Annotated in this window: 19 protein-coding genes; 13 read left to right on the forward strand and 6 right to left on the reverse strand. The window is 67.6% G+C overall.

The window, feature by feature from the left end; genetic code table 11:
* Positions 1–2: 2 nt before the first annotated feature.
* From rpsJ to rpsL, 5 genes are all read right to left on the reverse strand, one after another.
* On the reverse strand, positions 3–308 hold the full coding sequence (rpsJ, locus tag AB0M48_RS20225; RefSeq protein ID WP_003938093.1) for a 30S ribosomal protein S10: 306 nt from the start codon (positions 306–308) through the stop codon (positions 3–5).
* A gap of 584 nt (positions 309–892) precedes the next feature.
* Positions 893–2086 carry an elongation factor Tu gene (tuf, locus tag AB0M48_RS20230; protein WP_363843915.1) on the reverse strand — a complete coding sequence of 398 codons (1194 nt, stop codon included), beginning with the start codon at positions 2084–2086 and terminating at the stop codon, positions 893–895.
* Between the two features lie 147 nt (positions 2087–2233).
* A complete protein-coding gene (gene fusA / locus AB0M48_RS20235) occupies positions 2234–4336 on the reverse strand; it encodes an elongation factor G (RefSeq protein ID WP_363843918.1) in 2103 nt (700 codons plus the stop codon).
* 77 nt (positions 4337–4413) lie between these two features.
* Positions 4414–4884: a 30S ribosomal protein S7 gene (gene rpsG / locus AB0M48_RS20240; RefSeq protein WP_030478293.1), complete on the reverse strand. Its 471-nt coding sequence runs from the start codon at positions 4882–4884 to the stop codon at positions 4414–4416.
* Positions 4884–5258 (reverse strand): 30S ribosomal protein S12, encoded by a 375-nt coding sequence (gene rpsL / locus AB0M48_RS20245; protein ID WP_030473471.1) that lies wholly within the window; start codon positions 5256–5258, stop codon positions 4884–4886. Before rpsL ends, rpsG begins: the two co-directional genes overlap by 1 nt.
* 307 nt (positions 5259–5565) lie before the next feature.
* Between rpsL and AB0M48_RS20250 the strand changes: the two genes are divergently transcribed.
* The 12 genes from AB0M48_RS20250 (at position 5566) to AB0M48_RS20305 (ending at position 17952) form a co-directional block, all read left to right on the forward strand.
* Positions 5566–6039: a hypothetical protein gene (locus AB0M48_RS20250; RefSeq protein WP_363843922.1), complete on the forward strand. Its 474-nt coding sequence runs from the start codon at positions 5566–5568 to the stop codon at positions 6037–6039.
* A complete protein-coding gene (locus AB0M48_RS20255; protein ID WP_363843925.1) occupies positions 6036–6482 on the forward strand; it encodes a hypothetical protein in 447 nt (148 codons plus the stop codon). Before AB0M48_RS20250 ends, AB0M48_RS20255 begins: the two co-directional genes overlap by 4 nt.
* A 45-nt stretch (positions 6483–6527) precedes the next feature.
* Entirely contained in the window at positions 6528–7085 is a 558-nt protein-coding gene (locus AB0M48_RS20260; protein ID WP_363843928.1) for a YbaB/EbfC family nucleoid-associated protein, read from the forward strand.
* The gene (locus AB0M48_RS20265; protein ID WP_363843931.1) at positions 7082–7396 is read left to right on the forward strand and encodes a WXG100 family type VII secretion target; all 315 of its coding nucleotides are present in this window, start codon (positions 7082–7084) and stop codon (positions 7394–7396) included. Before AB0M48_RS20260 ends, AB0M48_RS20265 begins: the two co-directional genes overlap by 4 nt.
* Positions 7397–7417: 21 nt before the next feature.
* On the forward strand, positions 7418–11866 hold the full coding sequence (locus tag AB0M48_RS20270; RefSeq protein ID WP_363843934.1) for a hypothetical protein: 4449 nt from the start codon (positions 7418–7420) through the stop codon (positions 11864–11866).
* Positions 11866–12363: a hypothetical protein gene (locus tag AB0M48_RS20275; RefSeq protein ID WP_363843937.1), complete on the forward strand. Its 498-nt coding sequence runs from the start codon at positions 11866–11868 to the stop codon at positions 12361–12363. Before AB0M48_RS20270 ends, AB0M48_RS20275 begins: the two co-directional genes overlap by 1 nt.
* A complete protein-coding gene (locus AB0M48_RS20280) occupies positions 12360–13916 on the forward strand; it encodes a hypothetical protein (protein WP_363843940.1) in 1557 nt (518 codons plus the stop codon). The genes AB0M48_RS20275 and AB0M48_RS20280 overlap by 4 nt, the downstream gene beginning before the upstream one ends.
* On the forward strand, positions 13913–15793 hold the full coding sequence (locus AB0M48_RS20285) for a hypothetical protein (RefSeq protein ID WP_363843943.1): 1881 nt from the start codon (positions 13913–13915) through the stop codon (positions 15791–15793). The genes AB0M48_RS20280 and AB0M48_RS20285 overlap by 4 nt, the downstream gene beginning before the upstream one ends.
* A 12-nt stretch (positions 15794–15805) precedes the next feature.
* A complete protein-coding gene (locus AB0M48_RS20290) occupies positions 15806–16630 on the forward strand; it encodes a phosphotransferase (RefSeq protein ID WP_363843946.1) in 825 nt (274 codons plus the stop codon).
* A gap of 40 nt (positions 16631–16670) precedes the next feature.
* Entirely contained in the window at positions 16671–16982 is a 312-nt protein-coding gene (locus AB0M48_RS20295; RefSeq protein WP_319972300.1) for a zf-TFIIB domain-containing protein, read from the forward strand.
* A gap of 89 nt (positions 16983–17071) precedes the next feature.
* Positions 17072–17518 carry a hypothetical protein gene (locus AB0M48_RS20300; RefSeq protein ID WP_363843949.1) on the forward strand — a complete coding sequence of 149 codons (447 nt, stop codon included), beginning with the start codon at positions 17072–17074 and terminating at the stop codon, positions 17516–17518.
* A complete protein-coding gene (locus AB0M48_RS20305) occupies positions 17515–17952 on the forward strand; it encodes a hypothetical protein (RefSeq protein WP_363843952.1) in 438 nt (145 codons plus the stop codon). Before AB0M48_RS20300 ends, AB0M48_RS20305 begins: the two co-directional genes overlap by 4 nt.
* Here the strand turns inward: AB0M48_RS20305 and AB0M48_RS20310 are convergent.
* The gene (locus AB0M48_RS20310) at positions 17949–18266 is read right to left on the reverse strand and encodes a hypothetical protein (protein ID WP_363843955.1); all 318 of its coding nucleotides are present in this window, start codon (positions 18264–18266) and stop codon (positions 17949–17951) included. The genes AB0M48_RS20305 and AB0M48_RS20310 overlap by 4 nt on opposite strands.
* Before the next feature lie 200 nt (positions 18267–18466).
* Between AB0M48_RS20310 and AB0M48_RS20315 the strand changes: the two genes are divergently transcribed.
* Entirely contained in the window at positions 18467–18748 is a 282-nt protein-coding gene (locus tag AB0M48_RS20315) for a DUF4287 domain-containing protein (RefSeq protein ID WP_363843958.1), read from the forward strand.
* The last annotated feature ends 423 nt before the right edge of the window (positions 18749–19171 follow it).

Consider the following 19171-nt stretch of genomic DNA (forward strand, 5'->3'; position numbering starts at 1 on the left):
GCTTACTGGATGTTGACGTCGACGCTGGCCGGCAGGTCGATGCGCATGAGCGCGTCAACCGTCTTCGGCGTCGGGTCGAGGATGTCGATCAACCGCTTGTGCGTGCGCATCTCGAAGTGCTCGCGCGAGTCCTTGTACTTGTGCGGCGAGCGGATGACGCAGTACACGTTCTTCTCAGTGGGCAGCGGCACAGGCCCGACGACCCGAGCGCCGGTGCGCGTCACGGTCTCCACGATCTTGCGCGCAGACGCGTCGATCGCTTCGTGGTCGTAGGCCTTGAGCCGGATGCGGATCTTTTGTCCCGCCATAATGGCTTGCCGTTCCTCTGCTTCTCGTAACCGCTGCGGTGCGGTGCCTCGGATGAGGCCTGTTACAGCCTCTTGGCGCGCTCCGCCCCTGTTGAAGTGTCATGGTGCCCGGTCCACGCGGTCGGGCGTGTCGCGCCCGCTACGCATACCGGTCCCACGCAAGGTCTCCCCGGTGGGATTGGGCCTACCACAGCCCATGCACCCTGATGCCCATCTCCGCAAGGAGGCGTTCACTAACAGGGCGCGGACGCTCGGTGGAAGGACTCGGGGACGCACGGATGCGACCCGGCCTTCGTCGAGCAACCCGTAAAGAATGCCACACGAGCGTGGGGCACTCCAAATCGGGGTGGGTGACTTGGACCCAGATCACGTGCGGATCTTGGCCCGTGAGCCGCTGCCGTCCGTCGCATGTGGAGCGACGGCCGTGCCGGTTCCATTACCCGGCAACAGAATCTCGACGACGGCTCTTCACCCGCGCGCCTGCGACAGCCCAACGTGAGCTGCCGCACATTTCTTTCTTGACGACGAAAGCCGGGCCAACGAAGATCGCTGGCCCGGCTTCACGCCGAACTGGTGAAGCTAGATCACTTGATGATCTTGGTGACCGAGCCGGCGCCGACGGTGCGGCCACCCTCGCGGATCGCGAAGCGGAGGCCCTCGTCCATGGCGATCGGCTGGATCAGCTTGACGTCCATACCGGTGGTGTCACCCGGCATGACCATCTCGGTGCCCTCGGGCAGCGTCACAACGCCGGTCACGTCCGTCGTCCGGAAGTAGAACTGGGGACGGTAGTTGTTGAAGAACGGCGTGTGGCGGCCACCCTCGTCCTTGGACAGGATGTAGACCTGCGCCGTGAACTCGGTGTGCGGGGTCGTGGTGCCCGGCTTGACGATGACCATGCCGCGCTCCACCTCCTCGCGCTTGATGCCACGGAGCAGCAGCGCGGCGTTGTCGCCGGCGCGGCCCTCGTCCAGGAACTTCTTGAACATCTCGATCGAGGTGACCGTCGTCTTCTTCGACGTCTCCTTGATACCGACGATCTCGATCTCGGAGTTCACGTTGATGATGCCGCGCTCGATACGACCGGTCACCACGGTGCCGCGGCCGGTGATCGTGAAGACGTCCTCGACGGGCATGAGGAACGGCTTCTCGGTGTCGCGCTCCGGCTCCGGGATCGCCGTGTCGACGGCGTTCATGAGCTCGAGAACGGACTTGCCCCACTCCTCGTCGCCCTCGAGCGCCTTCAGCGCCGAGACGCGCACGACCGGCAGGTCGTCGCCCGGGAACTCGTACTCGGAGAGCAGCTCGCGGACCTCGAGCTCAACGAGCTCCAGGATCTCCTCGTCGTCCACCATGTCGGCCTTGTTCAGCGCGACGACGATGTAGGGGACGCCGACCTGGCGGGCCAGGAGGACGTGCTCCTTCGTCTGCGGCATGGGACCGTCGGTCGCCGCGACCACGAGGATGGCGCCGTCCATCTGCGCCGCACCGGTGATCATGTTCTTGATGTAGTCGGCGTGCCCGGGGCAGTCGACGTGCGCGTAGTGACGGTTCTCCGTCTGGTACTCGATGTGCGCGATCGAGATCGTGATGCCGCGCTGCTTCTCTTCCGGCGCCTTGTCGATCTGGTCGAACGCGAAAGAAGCGTTCACATCGGGGTACGCGTCGTGCAGAACCTTGGAGATCGCCGCGGTCAGCGTGGTCTTGCCATGGTCGATGTGACCGATGGTGCCGATGTTGACGTGCGGCTTCGTCCGCTCGAACTTCGCCTTGGCCACTGGATTGTCCTCCTGGACTTCTTTTTTGCTGGTCCGACGGGTATCTGGTGGCCACCCGCCGGACTACACGTCAGGGTCGGAAAATGCGGACCCCAGGGATTCGCCCCCGGAGAGCCCGCGGTGGAACTGCGGTGCTCCGGTGTGGGGTTATTCCCCAGTCGCCTTCGCGATGATCTCCTTCGAGACGTTCGCGGGAACCTCTGCGTAGGAGTCGAACACCATCGAGTAGTTGGCGCGACCCTGGGTCTTCGACCGCAGGTCACCCACGTACCCGAACATTTCCGACAGCGGGACCAGTGCCTTGACGACACGGATACCGCTGCGCTCCTCCATGGCCTGGATCTGGCCACGGCGGGAGTTCAGGTCGCCGATCACGTCGCCCATGTACTCCTCGGGCGTCGTGACCTCGACGGCCATCAGCGGTTCGAGGATCGCGGGAGACGCCTGACGGGCGGCTTCCTTGAGGGCCATCGAACCAGCGATCTTGAACGCCATTTCCGAGGAGTCGACCTCGTGGTAGGCGCCGTCGAGCAGCGTCACCTTCACGCCGACCAGCGGGTAGCCCGCCAGCACGCCGTACTGCAGCGCGTCCTGTGCACCCGCGTCGACCGACGGGATGTACTCACGCGGGATGCGACCACCGGTGACGGCGTTGACGAACTCGTAGAGCGCGCCGTCTTCCTTCTTCTCCAGCGGCTCGACGGTGACGAGCACCTTCGCGAACTGGCCGGAGCCACCGGTCTGCTTCTTGTGGGTGTAGGAGTACTTCTCCACCGCACGGCGGATGGTCTCCCGGTACGCCACCTGAGGCTTGCCGATGTTGGCCTCGACCTTGAACTCGCGGCGCATGCGGTCCACCAGGATGTCCAGGTGGAGCTCGCCCATGCCGGCGATGATGGTCTGACCCGTCTCCTGGTCGAGGTTGACCCGGAACGTCGGGTCCTCCTCGGCCAGCTTCTGGATCGCGGTGCCGAGCTTCTCCTGGTCCGCCTTCGTCTTGGGCTCGATGGCCACCTGGATGACGGGCTCGGGGAAGGTCATCGACTCGAGGACGATCGGGTGAGCCGGGTCGCACAAGGTCTCACCGGTCGTGGTGTCCTTCAGACCGATCACGGCGTAGATGTGGCCCGCGATGGCCTCGGTGACCGGGTTCTCCTTGTTGGCGTGCATCTGGAAGATCTTCCCGATGCGCTCCTTGCGGTCCTTGGTCGCGTTGATGACCTGGGTGCCCGCAGCGACCTTGCCCGAGTAGACCCGGATGTAGGTCAGCTTGCCGAAGAACGGGTGCACGGCGATCTTGAAGGCCAGCGAGGAGAACGGCTCGTCCGTGGACGGGCTGCGCTTCACGATGGTCTCGCCGTCCTGCAGCGTGCCCTCGACCGGCGGGAGGTCGAGCGGCGACGGCAGGTAGTCGATGACCGCGTCGAGCATGGGCTGGACGCCCTTGTTCTTGAACGCGGAGCCACACAGGATCGGGTACGCGGAGCCCGCGGCCACGATCTTGCGGAGGCCGGCCTTGATCTCCTCGACGGACAGGTCGCCCTGGTCGAAGAACTTCTCGGTCAGCTCGTCGTCGGTCTCGGCGACGGCCTCGAGCAGCTGCTCGCGGAACTCCTGGGCCTTCTCGAGCAGATCCGCGGGGATCTCCTCGATGGCGTAGTCCTCACCCTTCTGGACTTCGCCGCGCCAGGTCAGCGCGCGCATCTCGATCAGGTCGACGACACCGATGAACTCGCTCTCGGAGCCGATCGGGATCTGGAGCGGCAGCGGCTTGGCGCCGAGCCGGTCCTGGATCGTCTTGATCGTGAAGTAGAAGTCCGCGCCGAGCTTGTCCATCTTGTTGACGAAGCAGATGCGCGGGACGTCGTACTTGGTCGCCTGCCGCCAGACCTGCTCGGACTGCGGCTCGACGCCCTCCTTGCCGTCGAAGACGGCAACGGCGCCGTCGAGGACGCGCAGGTTGCGCTCGACCTCGACGGTGAAGTCGACGTGGCCAGGCGTGTCGATCAGGTTGATCTGGTGGTTCTTCCAGTAGCAGGTCGTCGCGGCCGACGTGATCGTGATGCCGCGCTCCTGCTCCTGCTCCATCCAGTCCATCACGGCAGCGCCGTCGTGCACCTCGCCGATCTTGTAGCTGATCCCCGTGTAGAAGAGGATCCGCTCAGTCGTCGTGGTCTTGCCCGCGTCGATGTGGGCCATGATCCCGATGTTGCGGACCTTGGCAAGATCAGTGAGCACGTCCTGTGCCACGGGTCTTTCCCCTGTCTTGAGCTTGTGGCGCTCACTAGGGCTGGGAGAGCCCGGTCTCACCGAGACCGGGCGTCAGATCACCAGCGGTAGTGGGCGAAGGCCTTGTTGGACTCGGCCATCTTGTGCGTGTCCTCACGGCGCTTGACGCTCGCACCGAGACCGTTGCTCGCATCGAGCAGCTCGTTCATCAGACGCTCGACCATGGTCTTCTCACGGCGCTGCCGGGAGAAGGTGATCAGCCAGCGCAGCGCCAGCGTGGTCGAACGGCCCGGCTTGACCTCGATCGGCACCTGGTAGGTGGCACCACCGACGCGGCGGCTCTTGACCTCCAGCGACGGCTTCACGTTGTCCAGGGCGCGCTTCAGCGTGACGACCGGGTCGGTGCCGGTCTTCTCGCGAGCACCTTCGAGGGCTTCGTAGACGATCTTCTCGGCCACGGAGCGCTTACCGTCGACCAGCACCTTGTTGATGAGCTGGGTCACGAGCGGCGAGCTGTACACCGGGTCAGAGATAAGCGGCCGCTTCGGGGCCGGTCCCTTGCGGGGCATTAGCTCTTCTCCTTCTTCGCGCCGTAGCGGCTGCGAGCCTGCTTGCGGTTCTTGACACCCTGCGTGTCGAGAGAGCCACGGATGATCTTGTAGCGAACACCCGGCAGGTCCTTCACACGACCGCCGCGCACGAGCACCATCGAGTGCTCCTGGAGGTTGTGACCCTCACCGGGGATGTAGGCCGTGACCTCGATACCGCTGGTCAGCTTCACGCGAGCGACCTTGCGCAGTGCGGAGTTCGGCTTCTTGGGGGTGGTGGTGTAAACGCGGGTGCACACACCGCGCCGCTGCGGCGAGCCCTTGAGGGCCGCCGTCTTCTGCTTGGCCACCTTGTCCTGGCGGCCCTTGCGGACCAGCTGCTGGATCGTTGGCATTCGCCGGCTGCTTCTTCCGTCTTTGAGGGCTGGCCTTCCGGTTCACCCTCGTGTTTCTTGATCCCTCTCTGCACCCGAGGTCGGGCGTGTCGCCCGCTCCCAAGGTCCGCAAGCAACAGTTCAACTGCCACTGCGAGTGGAGGACACCGCTGCCTCACGGGCACGCGGAGCGGCCCGACATGGGTCGGGCACAGGTAGCAAAGATACCCGCCCACGTCTACCTGGGTCAAAACGGGGGTACCGCACCCGCACCTGCAGTAGACATTGCCCTCGGCAATCAGGCTACTCGCGTGACGGAGAACCCGCTTTGAAGCTCAACCTGCTGGTCTACGGCCTCGTCGCCCTGGTGCTGGTCGTGCCCGGCTACTTCATCATCGGCGACATGGTGTCGGAGCCCGAGGTGGGCGACTGCGCCGAGCCGATCAGCACGTCGGACGGCAAGTTCGACATGGACGAGACCAACTGCACAGCGCCTGAGGCGGCATATCGGCTCGTGAAGCTCGAGAGGAAGAAGTCGTGCCCACGGGGCGACTACCTCGATCAGACGGTCAGCCAGGCCGGCAAGGGTGCCGGTCTGAAGCACTACTGCTTCGTGCTCAACGTGAGAGAAGGCGACTGCCTCAAGCAGGGCAGCGCGTTCCACGAGCGCGTCGCGTGCGGCACAGGCGGATCTCAGCGGGTGTCGAAGGTCACTGCTTTCGCCGACCGATCGCTGTGCGGTGACCACGAGGCCCGCACCTATCCCGATCCCGCCCTGACCGTCTGCCTGGAGAAGCCGTGAAGGTCGCCCTGCTCGCCGCTCTGGCCCTGGTGCTGTCCGGATGCTCCGGCTGGCACGAGCAGGCCGGCGTCGGCGAGTGCGCGAAGCAGGTCGACCTCAACGACACGAACGTCGAAATGGCCGAAGTGGACTGTTCGTCACAAGAGGCCGTGTACCGCGTGTCTTCGCGTGAGCGACGCACGATGTGCCCGACCGGTGACTACCTGACCGAGTCATCAGGGCGGTCGAGGACGAACGGCAAGACACGGCTCTGCTACGTCCTCAACGTGCAGGAGGGCGACTGCCTGAAGGCGGTCAACCAGTACTTCGAACGGGTGGCGTGCGGGGCCGGGACGCGCAAGGTCACGAAGGTCGTCGACGGCAAGTCGGACAGGGCGCTGTGCAACGGTGACGACGCGAAGACGTACTCGCAGCCGGTGAAGACGATCTGCATCACCAACTGAGCCGTTCGGCCGACACGTTCCGATCACCTTGGGTAAGTTGCCGTGGTGCTCGATGACGATCAGCTGGCGGCTCGCAACGCAGAGTTGCGCGGCACCCTCGACAACCTGATGCGGGAGCTCAAGGACCGCACGGACGGGTTGCGCGAAGCCCAAGCGGCGATCGCGGCGATGACCGGGGTGGCGTCCTCTCCGGACGGCAACGTCGTGGTGACGGTGGACTCCACGGGCGTGCTGGACAAGCTCGAACTGGGCCAGCGCGCTCTCGAGCGGGTCACACCCGAACAGCTGGCGCAGACGATCACGCAGGTGGCCCGCCGCGCCGCGCAGAACGTGCGCGAGCAGGTCAACGCCCACATGGCCCCGCTGACCTCGGAAGAGGGCACCATCGACCTGCCGGACGTCGTGCCCGGCGCGCCGTCGATCAAGGACATCTTCAAGGTCGAGCAGCGCGACGAGCCCGTCCCGCCGCCTCCACCGTCCGATGAGGACTTCGGTTCCTCGGTGCTGCGCAAGGAAGCCCGTCCGGTGCAGCGCGCGGTCACGGCCGAAGAGGACGAGGACTTCGGCGGCGACTCGATCATGGGCAGGGGGAACCGCTGGTGAGCGCGGGTGGCCACACGTACATGGAGGCCGCCGGCGTGCGCTCGGCGGCGGCGAAGATGGTCAGCACCGGCGAGGAGATGGCGACCAGCGCGGCCGCCCTCGCCCGCGGCCTCGACGCCGAGGGCAACTGCTGGGGCGGCGACGAGGCGGGCCAGAAGTTCGGCACCGACTACGCGCCTGCGGCCGACGGCGTCCGCAAGGTGATGGCGGAGGTCGCGAAGACGTTGCAGGACATCGGGAAGAACCTCGAAGAGTCCGCGAACCTGATGGAACAGCAGGACCAGTTCAACGCACGCGGCATCAGCGGCTAGCAGTCTGGGGGATTGCTGCACATGGGCATCGAGATGCCCGCCGAGGTCCGCTGGCTCATCCCGATCGTGGTGGGTGACAGCTGGCCGGAAGGCGACGAGACGGCGCTGCAACGGCTCGCCGAGGTCTGGAAGCAGGCCGCCACCGACGTCGACGACGCCATGCGGGCGGCCGACGACGCGGTCAGGCAGGCATCGTCCAACATGGACGGTGAGGCCGCGGAGGCGTTCAAGAAGTACTGGGAGAAGTTCGTCAAGGGCGAGGAAGCCACCCTCCCCAAGATGAAGGACGTCTCGGAGAAGCTGTCGACGGCCTGCCGCAACTGCGCGATGCAGATCGAGTACGCCAAGCTCTCGATCATCATCGCCCTCGTCATCCTGGCCATCCAGATCGCCGTGATGATCGCGTCCGCCGTGGCGTCCTTCGGCGCCTCCACCGCGGGCATCGTCCCCGCCCAGCTGGCCACCCGCGCGGGCGTGCAGATCGTCTTCCGCCAGCTCGTGCAGCAACTGATGCAGCAGGTCGGCCGCAACCTCATCGGCAAACTGGCCCTCCAGGTGGGCATCGAGGTGGCCACCTCGGTCGCCACCGACCTGGCCGTCCAGGGCATCCAGCTCGCCAAGGGCACCCGCGACACCCTCGACACGAACATGACGCTCGACGCCGCCAAGTCGGGCCTCATCTCCGGCGTAGTGGGCGCGGGCGTCGGCGCCGGCATGGGCAAGGCCCTGGGCGACGGCGTCGGCGACTCGATCGGCAGGTCGGTCGGCCGCAACGCCGCCGAGGAAGCCGTCATCGGCGCAGGCTCGGCCCTCGCCGAGGGCGCGCTGAGCGAGGAGGGCATCCAGGCCAAGGACGTCCTGTTCGGCGCCACCTCCGGCGCCGTGAGCGGCAGCGTCACCGGCATGAAGTCCGGCATCGAGGGCGTCAACGCCGACTTCGCCGCCCCCACCGCCGGCGACATGCCCAGCCCGTCCGCCATGCCCCGGCCAGAGGCCGCCGCTCGCATGGACGGCCCGCCGCCCACCGCACCTTCACCTTCGTCCACCCCGGACACCGAAGCCCCGCCACGCCGCACCACCGACGCGACCAACACGTCCTACGCGGCCCCACCGACCGAACAACCGCAACACCGCGCCGCTCCGGACACGACCCCACCAGCGTCCGCCCCACAGTCTTCGCAGCAGCCGCAGAGCTTCAGCCAGTCCCCCGGCCAGTCCGCGCCGCCCACGGCCCCAGCCACGTCGAACGCCCCTGGGGCAGCTCGCACCGCAATGCCGCCCGCCCCGCCGATGGGCGGCCCGTCGCCGTCGAGCGGCGGAGGCTTCTCGCCGAGCAGCAGCGGCCCCTCCGCAAGCAGCCACTCGCCCAGCGGCAGCGGTGGCCCTACGCCCGGCAGCAGCCCCTCCCCCGCCGGCCACCACACGCCCAACGGCGGCAGCCCGACACCCGGCAGCAGCCCGTCTCCCGCGAGCGGCAGCACCACACCGCACTCAGGCGGTCCGACCCCGGCCGGCAGCGCGGCGCCCGGCACCCATCCCCTGAACCCCGCCTCCAGCGGTCCGCCTCCCGCCGGCCCGGGCCACGCGGGCCCCGCGCCGACGTCAAGCCACCCGGCATCCGGTCCGGCGCCCGGCAACAGCGGCCCGACGCAAAGCCACGCGCCCGGCACCAATGGCCATCCGCCGATGCCACCGAACGGCCCCGCCGCCCCTGGCCAGCATGGCACTCCGCCCCCGGCCACCGCGGGTGCCCCGTTCGGCGCCGGCCCTCAGCACACCTCAGGCCCCGGCCACCTCGCGCCACGACCACCGGCAACGGACGCGGTCCACCAGTCGGCCACGTCGACCTCAGCTCCGTTCGCGCTCACCCCGCCGCCGAACCGAAGCAACGCTGACGTCCAGCCCTCACAGGCGCCGAACGTCCCGGCGCAGCACACCAACGCCCCCGGCCAACACCAGGCGCCGTCCCGCCGGCACCCCAGTCCCACACCGCACCAGTCGCCCGGCCAAAGATTCGCAAGCCCACAACGTCCGCCACAGCACGCACCGCCCCCGCCCGCGCCACAACATGCGGCACCCCAACGCACCGCCCCGCAGCCTCCGGCACAGCACCACCAGCCGGGGCACCACCCACCGGCTGCCGGCCTCCCTCGCCCTGTCGCAGCCACCGACGGGACCACTCCCCACGAGCGCCCGGCGCGCACGCCATGGGAGGAGCGCAAGAGGCTCAACACCCCGGTCACGCTGCCGGACAACCTCAAGCACCTGCAGAACGACGTCAAGCACACCAAGGCCGGCCTCGCCCTGCACGACAACAACTTCAAGGCCTACCCGCAGTCCGCGGCGATGGTCGCGCCCGACCCGCACCGCTACACCGTCGACCTGCACGGTTCAGCCGACGACGTCCGCGTCGGCGAAACGAAGCTGTCCCCGAGGGACCTCGCCGACATCATCAGGTCGAGCGGCGACTGGGACGGCAAGCAACCCGTCCGCTTGATCTCCTGCCAGACCGGCACGAAGGCGGACGGGTTCGCCGCGCAGTTGAGCAAGGAACTCGGCGTCGACGTCGTCTCCCCCACCAAGGACGCGTGGGTTGACGACATGGGCAACGTCTTCGCGAGCTCGACGGAGTTCGACCGCAACCGAGGCGACTTCTCCCCCGGCTGGCCCCCGAACGGCGACTGGGTCACCTTCAAGCCGGACGGCACCAGCACCAAGCACGACAGGCCCACCCCTCCCGGCTCGACTCCGACGTGGGGCGACCACACGCCGGAGGGCCGCCCGCGCGCCTGGCGCCGTGGCGAGGACGGCACGTGGGTCACCGACGCCAACGACAACTGGCACTTCGTCCCGGCACGCAACGCACCGCCACCGCATCCGGTCCGCGGCAACGAACAACCGCAGTGGACGCCGAACCACGGGCAGCAGAACCACGGTCAACAGCCCTACGGCCGCCAGAACCAGCTCCAGCAGAACCACCGGCAGGGCCCGCCTCCTGGATCCCCTCCGCCAGGACGGGTTCCGCCGCGCCCTCAGCAGGGGCCGCCACCCCAACGGTTCCCTCAGGGCGGGGCTCAGCAGCCGAACCCGATGAGGCACGACCCCAGGCAGCAGCGCATGCCCGCGCCCGACCCGCGCCGGTTCCCGCCACAGCAACAGCCCGGATCCGGTCCGCACGGATTTGGCCAGAACCAGCAGCACAACCGTCAGGTTCCGCCGAACCAGAGTCCGCCGAACCACCACCAGCGCCCGGCGCCCGGCTTCGCCCCGAACCCGAACCAGAACCAGCGGCCGCCCGTCCCGCCGCGCGTTCCCGACGGTCGGCCGCTGCCGCCACGCCCGGTGCAGCAGCCGTTCGGTCCGGACCCGCGCTACGCCGCACCGGATCACCGGCCCCAGCAGCAGCCTCAGGACCGAACTCAGCCGCAACAGCACCAGCCCTCGCCGGAGCACCGACCGATGCCCGCGCAGGAACCTGTTGCCGTGCAGCCGACAAAGGTCCAGCAAACTCCGCAGGGCCTCGTCTGGATGCCGCTGGAAGACCAGCTGAAGATCACCAAAGAACGCCCGATCACGGAGACCGAGCGTGCTCTGCGCGATCGCGCGCTCGAGCTGTACGCCGTAGAAAAGGGGCTTCCCACTCACGACCGCGTGAAGCTCAAGTCCGAGGTCGTGAATTTCAAGGTCGGTCTCGACGGCCGGTTCATCGAAAAGGTGGACGAGGCGCCACGCGAGGTCCCCAGGCTGGAGCGCCCGGACAAGCTCACGCCGGACTTCATGACCAAACTCGCCGACCACGTCGCAAAGCACGGCGACCCGGTGGCGCCGAAGCCTTCGTTCACCCCGAAGTCCGACGCCCTGCCACCGGGACGCACCGCTCAAATTCCGTACGGCGCCTACGCGAACACAGTCGTGCCCGTCCATCCGAGTCAGCTGCAATTCAACACGAGCGGCAACGGCGACCGGCTCATCCACCGCAACGAGCCGGACTTCCTGAATCCGAAGAACGCGCTGTTCCGCCGGATGAACCGCAACATCGAGTCGGTCTTCAACGGCGCGGGCATCCCTCCCCGCGGCACCAGCGGCCATGCGGAGGCGCACATCACCGGCGGCACGCCGAACAGCCTCTACCTGTCATTCAGCGACAGCCTCGACCACGTGATGAACCGCCCTCCGTCGTCCAAGCCGCAGCGAGGTCCTGGAGCGGATCTGGTCGTCACCGACTACATCGTCGAGGCCTATCACCAGTTCGGCATCGACTCCGATTGCAGCTTCCACGACGCGAACATCGCATCTCCGCATCAGGAGAACGAATACCTGTTCGCCGGCGGCATGCCGAGCGAGAACATCTACCGGGTCTGGGAACTCAAAGTGACGTACGACGCCATGGACAACGTGGTCTCCACCGAGGTCGTGCAAGCGTTGGTCAACCCCAAGTTCAAGCACCTGAGCCAGATGGGAGACCGCTGATGCAGATCACCGAAACGAACCTGGAGGCGCATCTGCCGGTCTCCGCGCCGGCCGAAGACCATCCGGACAGGTACTCGTACCCGTTGGACGCGACGATCTGGAAGACGTTGCACGGCCACGCCCCACTCGGCGACCTCATCGCGGCCCTGGGCGCATACAACCTCTACGCCGCGGCAGGGAACGAACTGGAGATCGGCACGGACGAGTCGTCCGGAGCCCGGATTCTCGACGTGTACACGGACGTGTCCTACAGCCCCTTCACCAGGAGTAGGGATCAGCGCGTCGACATCCGCGGCTGGGACGTCGTCAACTTCATCGCGGTCGACCCGGACCTGACCATTCGCTTCAACCGCGGCCACGAACTGGAGATGACCATCGCGGCGAGTCTGCTGCGCCGGCTGGGCCAGGAGCTGCTGCGATCCCGCGCACTGCGCATCACCCACCAGACCATCTCCGTCGGCACCGCGACGAACGAGAACACCAGGGCACAGTCATGAAGGCAGTTCTTCCCGAGGTCCTGCCGCAGGGCATTCACGTCGTCCACAACGACGAGATCCAGCAGCGACCTCCGGGTGGCAAGACGTCGAACGGCTTGGGCTTCCTGACGAGCCTGAGCGGAGACGAATTCCCGACACCGCTGTCCCTGGTGGAGTCGTACTTCGAGGTCCGCGTCGCCGTACTGGCCGGCGAGCAGGCGCTGTACGTGGAGGAGGTGCGCGAGGACGGACTGCTCGTCCGTGCCGCGACGCCGCAGACCGACAAGCTCCCCGCGCACACCGTGCCGCCCACCGCGTTCGACCGGATCGGTCTGGTGCGGTTCGACGAGTTGGAGGAACTCCAACCGGGAACCGTCCCTTTCCTAGACGTCACTCCGGGCGACTTCCAGAAGCCGCCGCACACGTCGGTGGACGAGATCGCGGACAAGATCACCGCACTGTTGTCCGAACACGCCCCCGAGGGCTGGACGGAGGTCCGTGTCGAGTGCGACGCCCTCGCCGGGTGGCAGTTCCTCACCACCTCCGCGGTCACCGAGACCGAAGACGAGACCTACTGGCTGCCGCCGCTCGAGGTCAGCCAGTGGTTCCACCGGCTGCGCTCGGCCGGCTTCGTCGCCCCTGGTGGCGCCTGGTACCGGGCGAACTTCGTCCTGGTCCGCGGCGAGTCGCCGACCCTGCGCGTCGACTGGGCGGTGGAGCCCAGGTGGAAGTCGTTCTTCCCGGCGCCCCGGTACGGCCCCCGCTACCGGCACCTCAGGAACGAGCTCGCGTACTTCCCCACGCCGTTGCGCAACGCCCCTGACTGGCTGGTGCTGGCGGCCGCCCAGGACCACGACTTCCGTGGCCCTTTCTACCCGACGGGGCCCGCGTCCGAGCCGGTGTCGCTCGTGCGCACCTTCGACGGCATCGGTCCCACCGGTGAGCCCAAGTTCTTCCGGCCTGTCATGGGCACTACCGAACGTGGATATGTCCTCGACTACCTGGACATGGCGCCCGTCGTGCTCGCCTCCCGCGAACTCGTACCCGACCTGCTCGACCCGACCCGCCCGCAGCAGGTGCCGATGGCCTACCAGACGGACGGACGGTGGGTGTGGTCCAGCTCGGTCGCCTACTACCTGCGCACTCACGGCGTGTGTCCCGATCTCGCTTTCCTGGCCCACGTCCGGCTGCGGAAGTACCAACTGCCTGATCGCGTGCCGTCCGCCCAACGGGCACGCGCGTTGTCCACGGCGACCAACCAGCTCGCTCACGCTCTCGCGGGCACGATCGACCCGTTCGAGGCCCACGAACCAGGACTCGCGGGCGAATTCGAGCAGGCGAGCAAGGCCGTGCTGGCCGTCGCGGCCCACCTCGACCTGGAGCCCGCGAGCTACTCACTCGGCGAAAGCGTGGACGGTGCGCTGTGCCTGGTGCGCGAAGGTGACCGATACGTCGTTTTCTGGCTGCACGACGAGGACCGCCGGTTCTACGCGGAATTCGACAGCCCGGGTGACGCGGCGACCTACCTGATCGGCTTCTTCTACTCCTACGCGGGATCACTGCAGCGGACGTGAGCGAATACGAGGAACGGGTCGACGTTCTCGCGTTTCGTGGCAGCGTCGAGACGACGGCGCGGCTGAGCTACGTGGCCGACCGCACCGGTGCCGACTGCCAGGTGAGCGTCGACGGGCCGTGGGGCGTCGTCGAGGCGACGGGACATCCGGACGTCTTCGAGGCGTTGAAGGAAGTGCGCCTGGAGCTCGAACGCGACGGGTGGTTCCTCGCGATCGAAGGTGCGCGGCGCGACGTGATGTGCTGGGGCGTCAACCGAGGCATGACGACGGGCACCACCGTGCAGGCCTTGGGCGGGAACCCGAACAAGTGGATGTCCGTGTTCTCAGCCGCGCCCCGGTCGCTGGTCGGGACCGTTGCGGAGCAGGAGGACGCCGAGAGGGCGTTCACCGACAACAAGCCGACCGCGGTGGGCATGCACGCGGTGGTGCCGGCCGAGGTGGCCGAGCACGACACCGTTGTGTGGCACGACGAGCTGTACGCCGCGGAGCACGTGCGGGTCCCGCATCGGCAGGCTGATCACGTGCGGTTCGGCGAGCACGAGGCGTTGCCGGCGACGCTGGCCGAGTCGTGGTTCCGGCAGGTTCCGGTGGCTCGTGCGGGGCATCGCGCGTATCAGGTGCACGGGTCCGGGGAGGACGGTCTGGTCGTGTCGCGGTGGAACCGTCAGCCGCTGTCGCACGATCACCGGCTGCGGCTGGGTGCAGCCGCAGCCAAGCGCGAGACCTTGCAGCTCGCGGACTTCGACGAGCTCTGCCAGGTCCGGCTGGAGTTCCTGCCGCAGCCGGACGCGATCCTCGCAGGCACCAGACAGGTCGAGATCGGCGCCGGCAGTCCGCCGAAGCCGCCTCGGGTTCAGAAACTCGTCGACGAGGTCGGCCGGTTGGTGTCGGAACACGCGCCGGTGCCGTGGCGGACGATCCGCGTTCGTTGCCAGGCAACGGCGAACTGGCAGGAGCTCACCACGTCGTCGGTGGACGAGGGCGGCGCGATCACGTACTGGCCGGCGCCGGAGCGGGTGAGTCAGCTCTTCCGGCGCATTCGGGCGGTGTGCCACGACTACTCGTACGGCACGTGGTTCAGCGCCGAGGTGACCATGGCCGAAGGGGAGCGTCCGGGGTTCGACCACGACAACCGGCAGGAACCGGACTGGCGGCCGTACTTCGAGGACTGGTTCTCCTTCGGGCTGCAGGGTGTCCGGCACGAGCTGTTGCACTTCGCCACGGCACCGGAGCGCACGCCGGACTGGCTCGCCGCGGCGACCGCCCGGGTCGCGTTCTCCGCTCGGATGCGACCGCCCGCCACGGACACGTTGATCGCTCGGACGTTCGACGGCATGGACGAGGAAACCGGCACGCCGAAGTACTTCCGGGCGCCCGTCGTGGCCGAGGAGAAGGCGAAGTTGCTGGCCTATCTGACGTCCGCGCCCGTCGTCTGGGCGTCGTCCGGCTCCGCACCCGATCTTCTCGCCCCGGAACGCCCGTACAGAGTGCCGGTCAGGTACCACACGGACGGGCGGTGGGTATGGTCCGCGTCAATCGCTCACTACCTCGAACGCCACGACGTCTCCCCCGACCAGTCACTTCTCGGGCACATCAGGGACCGCAACCACGAACTGCCGAGGAGCTTGCCTTCGCCGGTGCTCTCAAGGGCGAAGGCCGTGGCGACCGACGATCCTGAGGAAGAACCCGGCGTCGCGGAGGCGTTGGCGCAGGCACTGCAGGCTGTGAACGCCGCGATCGGCGAGCACGACTTGAACCTCGTCCGCACCGGCGACCGTTTCGAGGTGTCCGGACCCGACGGTGAGCACCGCGCCGAGTTCGACACTCCGGGCGACGCGGCCGCATACCTCATCGGACTCGTCCGTTCGCGGGCCTGATTCACTGTGCGCGTGGACGACCTGATCGCGGCGATGGCCTCGCTGACCGGCTCTTCCGCCGACCCCGAGGTGCTCGGTGGTGACCGCGGCGACGTCGTGGTGGTGCGCGTCGGCGACGTGGTGGCCAAGGCGTTGCCCGCGGACACCGACGTCGCGGCGCTCGAGCAGCGGCTGGAGATCGCGGCGGCGCATCCCGAGTTGTTGCTGCCGCCGTTGAAGCCGTTGCAGTTCGTGGACGACCGGCCCGTGACGGTGTGGCCGTACGGGGTGCCGGTGAGTCAGGCGGATCCGGACGCGGCGCCGTGGGAGGAGAGCGCGGCGCTGCTGGCGAAGCTGCACGCTTTGCCCGTGCGGGGGCCTGTGGCCGGCACGCCGGAACGGATTGTGCGCGCTATTCAGGCGTTGCCGCCGGACTTGCCGCATGCCGATGTGGTGCTGCGCGCGTATGAGCTCTTGCCGCCGTTGGACATGAACGGGCGTGCGTTGATCCACGGCGATTGGCATCTCGGGCAGTTGGTGCACCGGGGTGGCTGGCGGCTCATCGACGTGGACGATCTCGGGGTCGGTGATCCGGTGTGGGACCTGGCGCGACCTGCGGCTTTGTTCGCTGCCGGGGTTCTGCCGGATGACCTGTGGGCGCGGTTCCTCAACGCCTACCGTGAAACGGGTGGTGTGGCCCTGCCGACATCCGAATGGGAAGCACTCAACATCCCGGCCCAGGCGTACGTTGTGCAGATGGCAGCACGGGCACTCATGTCCGGGCTGCAGGCAGTGGAACCGCTGGTTGAAGCCTGTCGTCGGATCGTCGCGACGCACGAGAGCAGTGACCGCGGCTAATATCGTTTTTGTCCGGTCCCACCGCAGGAGGCTCACCACGATGCAGTGTCCCAAGTGTCATGCGAACATGCGCACGTTCGACCGCATGGGCGTTCACATCGAGCAGTGCGACGGCTGCCGCGGGGTCTTCCTCGACTACGGCGAGCTCGAGTCGATCACCCGCCTCGAGGCCCAGATGCAGGCCCCGCCGCCGCCGGTCGCCCCGCCGCCCGCCGCCTACCCGCAGCCGGCCCAGCCCGCTTGGGGCGCCGCGCCGCAGCAGGTCCACCACCACCACGGCGGCGGTCACGCCGGCTACGGCTACGGTCACCGCAAGCACCGCGGCCTCGGTGGTCTCTTCTTCTCCTCCTGATCGCGCAACGGCCCCGGATCCCTGCTCCGGGGCCGTTGACGACTACCGAAAAAGTAGTGGATAATCGGTAGTCAACGGGAGGAGTAGCCATGTCTGTCGCGACCGAGGCCGCCCACATCCGCGACCTCTTCGACACGATCGAGGAACTCGAAGCCGTCGCGTCATCCCTGTCAGAAGACGACGAACGCCGCCGCCGCCTCGACGGTGTGGTGGCCAAGACGCTCCGCCAAGCCCCGCCGGTACGTCCCGTGGTGGCAGGCGAACTGCTAGACCTCACCGAGAAGACCGTGAAGGCCTGGGCCCGCGAAGGCGTACTCGCCATCCACAGCCAGGAACCGCGCATGCTGCTCGACACCGTGCGCCTCCACGAGGTCCTCCACCTCGTGTCCGACCTCCGCCGCGCGGGCAAGACCTGCGGCCTCATCGACGAAGTCCACCGTCGCCTGAGCGACCAGTCACTGCTGGACCGCCCCGACCTGGCCTCGTCCCTAGACGAGATGCGCAGCGGCAAGGGACGCGTGGTCCGCCCAGTTTGATCGAGGTAGTAGAAACCCCCACCGCACACGCCCAGGCCAACGGCCTGCGCGGCCGAGCCCGTCTGGCCTACGAACGCTTCCTGGACGAACTGGCGCACTCGGGCTGCGCCGCACTCGGCTACCGCGTGACGGGCCCAGAACCCCTGCCGCGCCTCTGCGTGAAACACCTCCGAGGCGCCGACCGCGTAGTAGTCGCCTTCCCCTCACCCGATGTCGTGTGGGTGCTCCTGGTTGGCCCGCACGACGACGACCCGGGCCTGGACCTCTACGAAGCCCTCTACGAGATGGCCGGCGTAAGACCACGACTGTCGGAGAAGCGCACCAAACCACGCTGCTGCACCGACGAGTCCGGCATCCCACCCCTGGTGGACGAGCACCTAGTGGACGACCTGGTGATCCGGGCCAGAGCCCTCGCCAGAGCCCGCCGCCGCTAACCAGGCTTCCGATCAAGCACGAACCCGTCAGCCACCGGGTCGTAGTGCAGATACGGCACCTCGCTCGGGTCGCACCCTTCGAAGGTCAACGCCACCGGCCGCCCGAACGCCAGCCCCAACTCCCGCAGGAACACGCCAAGCAGGTCGAGCCGCTCCTGCCCTTGCAACTCCCGAACGTCGACGTCGAAGAGAACCTCATCCTCGCCAGCCTCGAAGAAGTTGACCAGAAACCCCTCATCGGGCCAGACGTGCAACGTCGCCCTGTCAAGCTCGGACCGCCTCCCCCGAGCCGCCACCAAATCGGCAACGGCCACCCAAGCCCCAGGCACACTTAACACGCACCCGTCATGCAACGGCGCGTCCTCAGGGTCAAACCACTCCCGAACGTCACTCCACCGCAGCTCCCCATGCCCTCATGGAAGCAGACAGTCACAACCAAATTCCACCGACAATTTTTCTTGTCAAGACAGCCCGAGTTGTCCTACGCTCTGTTCAACGACGAACGGAGACCACGATGTCCTTCCAGGCCTACCTCGACGGCGCGGAGAAGAAGACCGGCAAGACCCCGGCCGACCTGCTGACGGAGGCGGCGGGACGCGGGTACGACGGCACGACCAAGGCAGGCGTGTTCCTGGAGTGGCTGAAGACCGACTACGACCTGGGCCGAGGCCATGGCATGGCGCTCTACCACGCGCTGAAGAACGGCACGGAGATCAGCGCGAAGCACGTGGGCACCAGCGGCAGCCACCGAGACGAGTCGACAACGCTCCGCCTGGACGGCATCGCCAACCGCTGACAGCAGGCCAAAGCAGGGGTCCCCTCGAACTCAGCGTCCCCCGCGACCCAACGTACAGAGCAGGTCTGACAGTCAGCGAAGCCGAGCGAGCGAGAGCCTTGCGACTAGGACGAAGGACCAGGCCGAGCCGGAGCGGGACTGATACACGGGTGAGGCTGGGGCCGCAGGGCTGGGGCCGCAGGGCTGGGCGGCGGGGCTGGGGCGCAGGGCTGGGGCGCAGGGCTGGGGCGCAGGGCTGGGGCGCGAGTGAGGGTGAGATCCCAGCGAGACCAAGCCAACTAGGCACGCCATTTCGCTAGCGATGCCGAAGGCGAGCCGTCTTTCCATAAGGCAAGGGCGGTGGGGTCCCGTCACGAGTCGCGCCATAGCACTTGCTGCACCTGAGGAGGGGTGTCAAGCGGACACGCTTTTCGTCCGCTTGAC

The sequence above is a fragment of the Lentzea sp. NPDC051208 genome (genome assembly GCF_040682435.1).
Lineage (GTDB): Bacteria > Actinomycetota > Actinomycetes > Mycobacteriales > Pseudonocardiaceae > Lentzea > Lentzea kristufekii.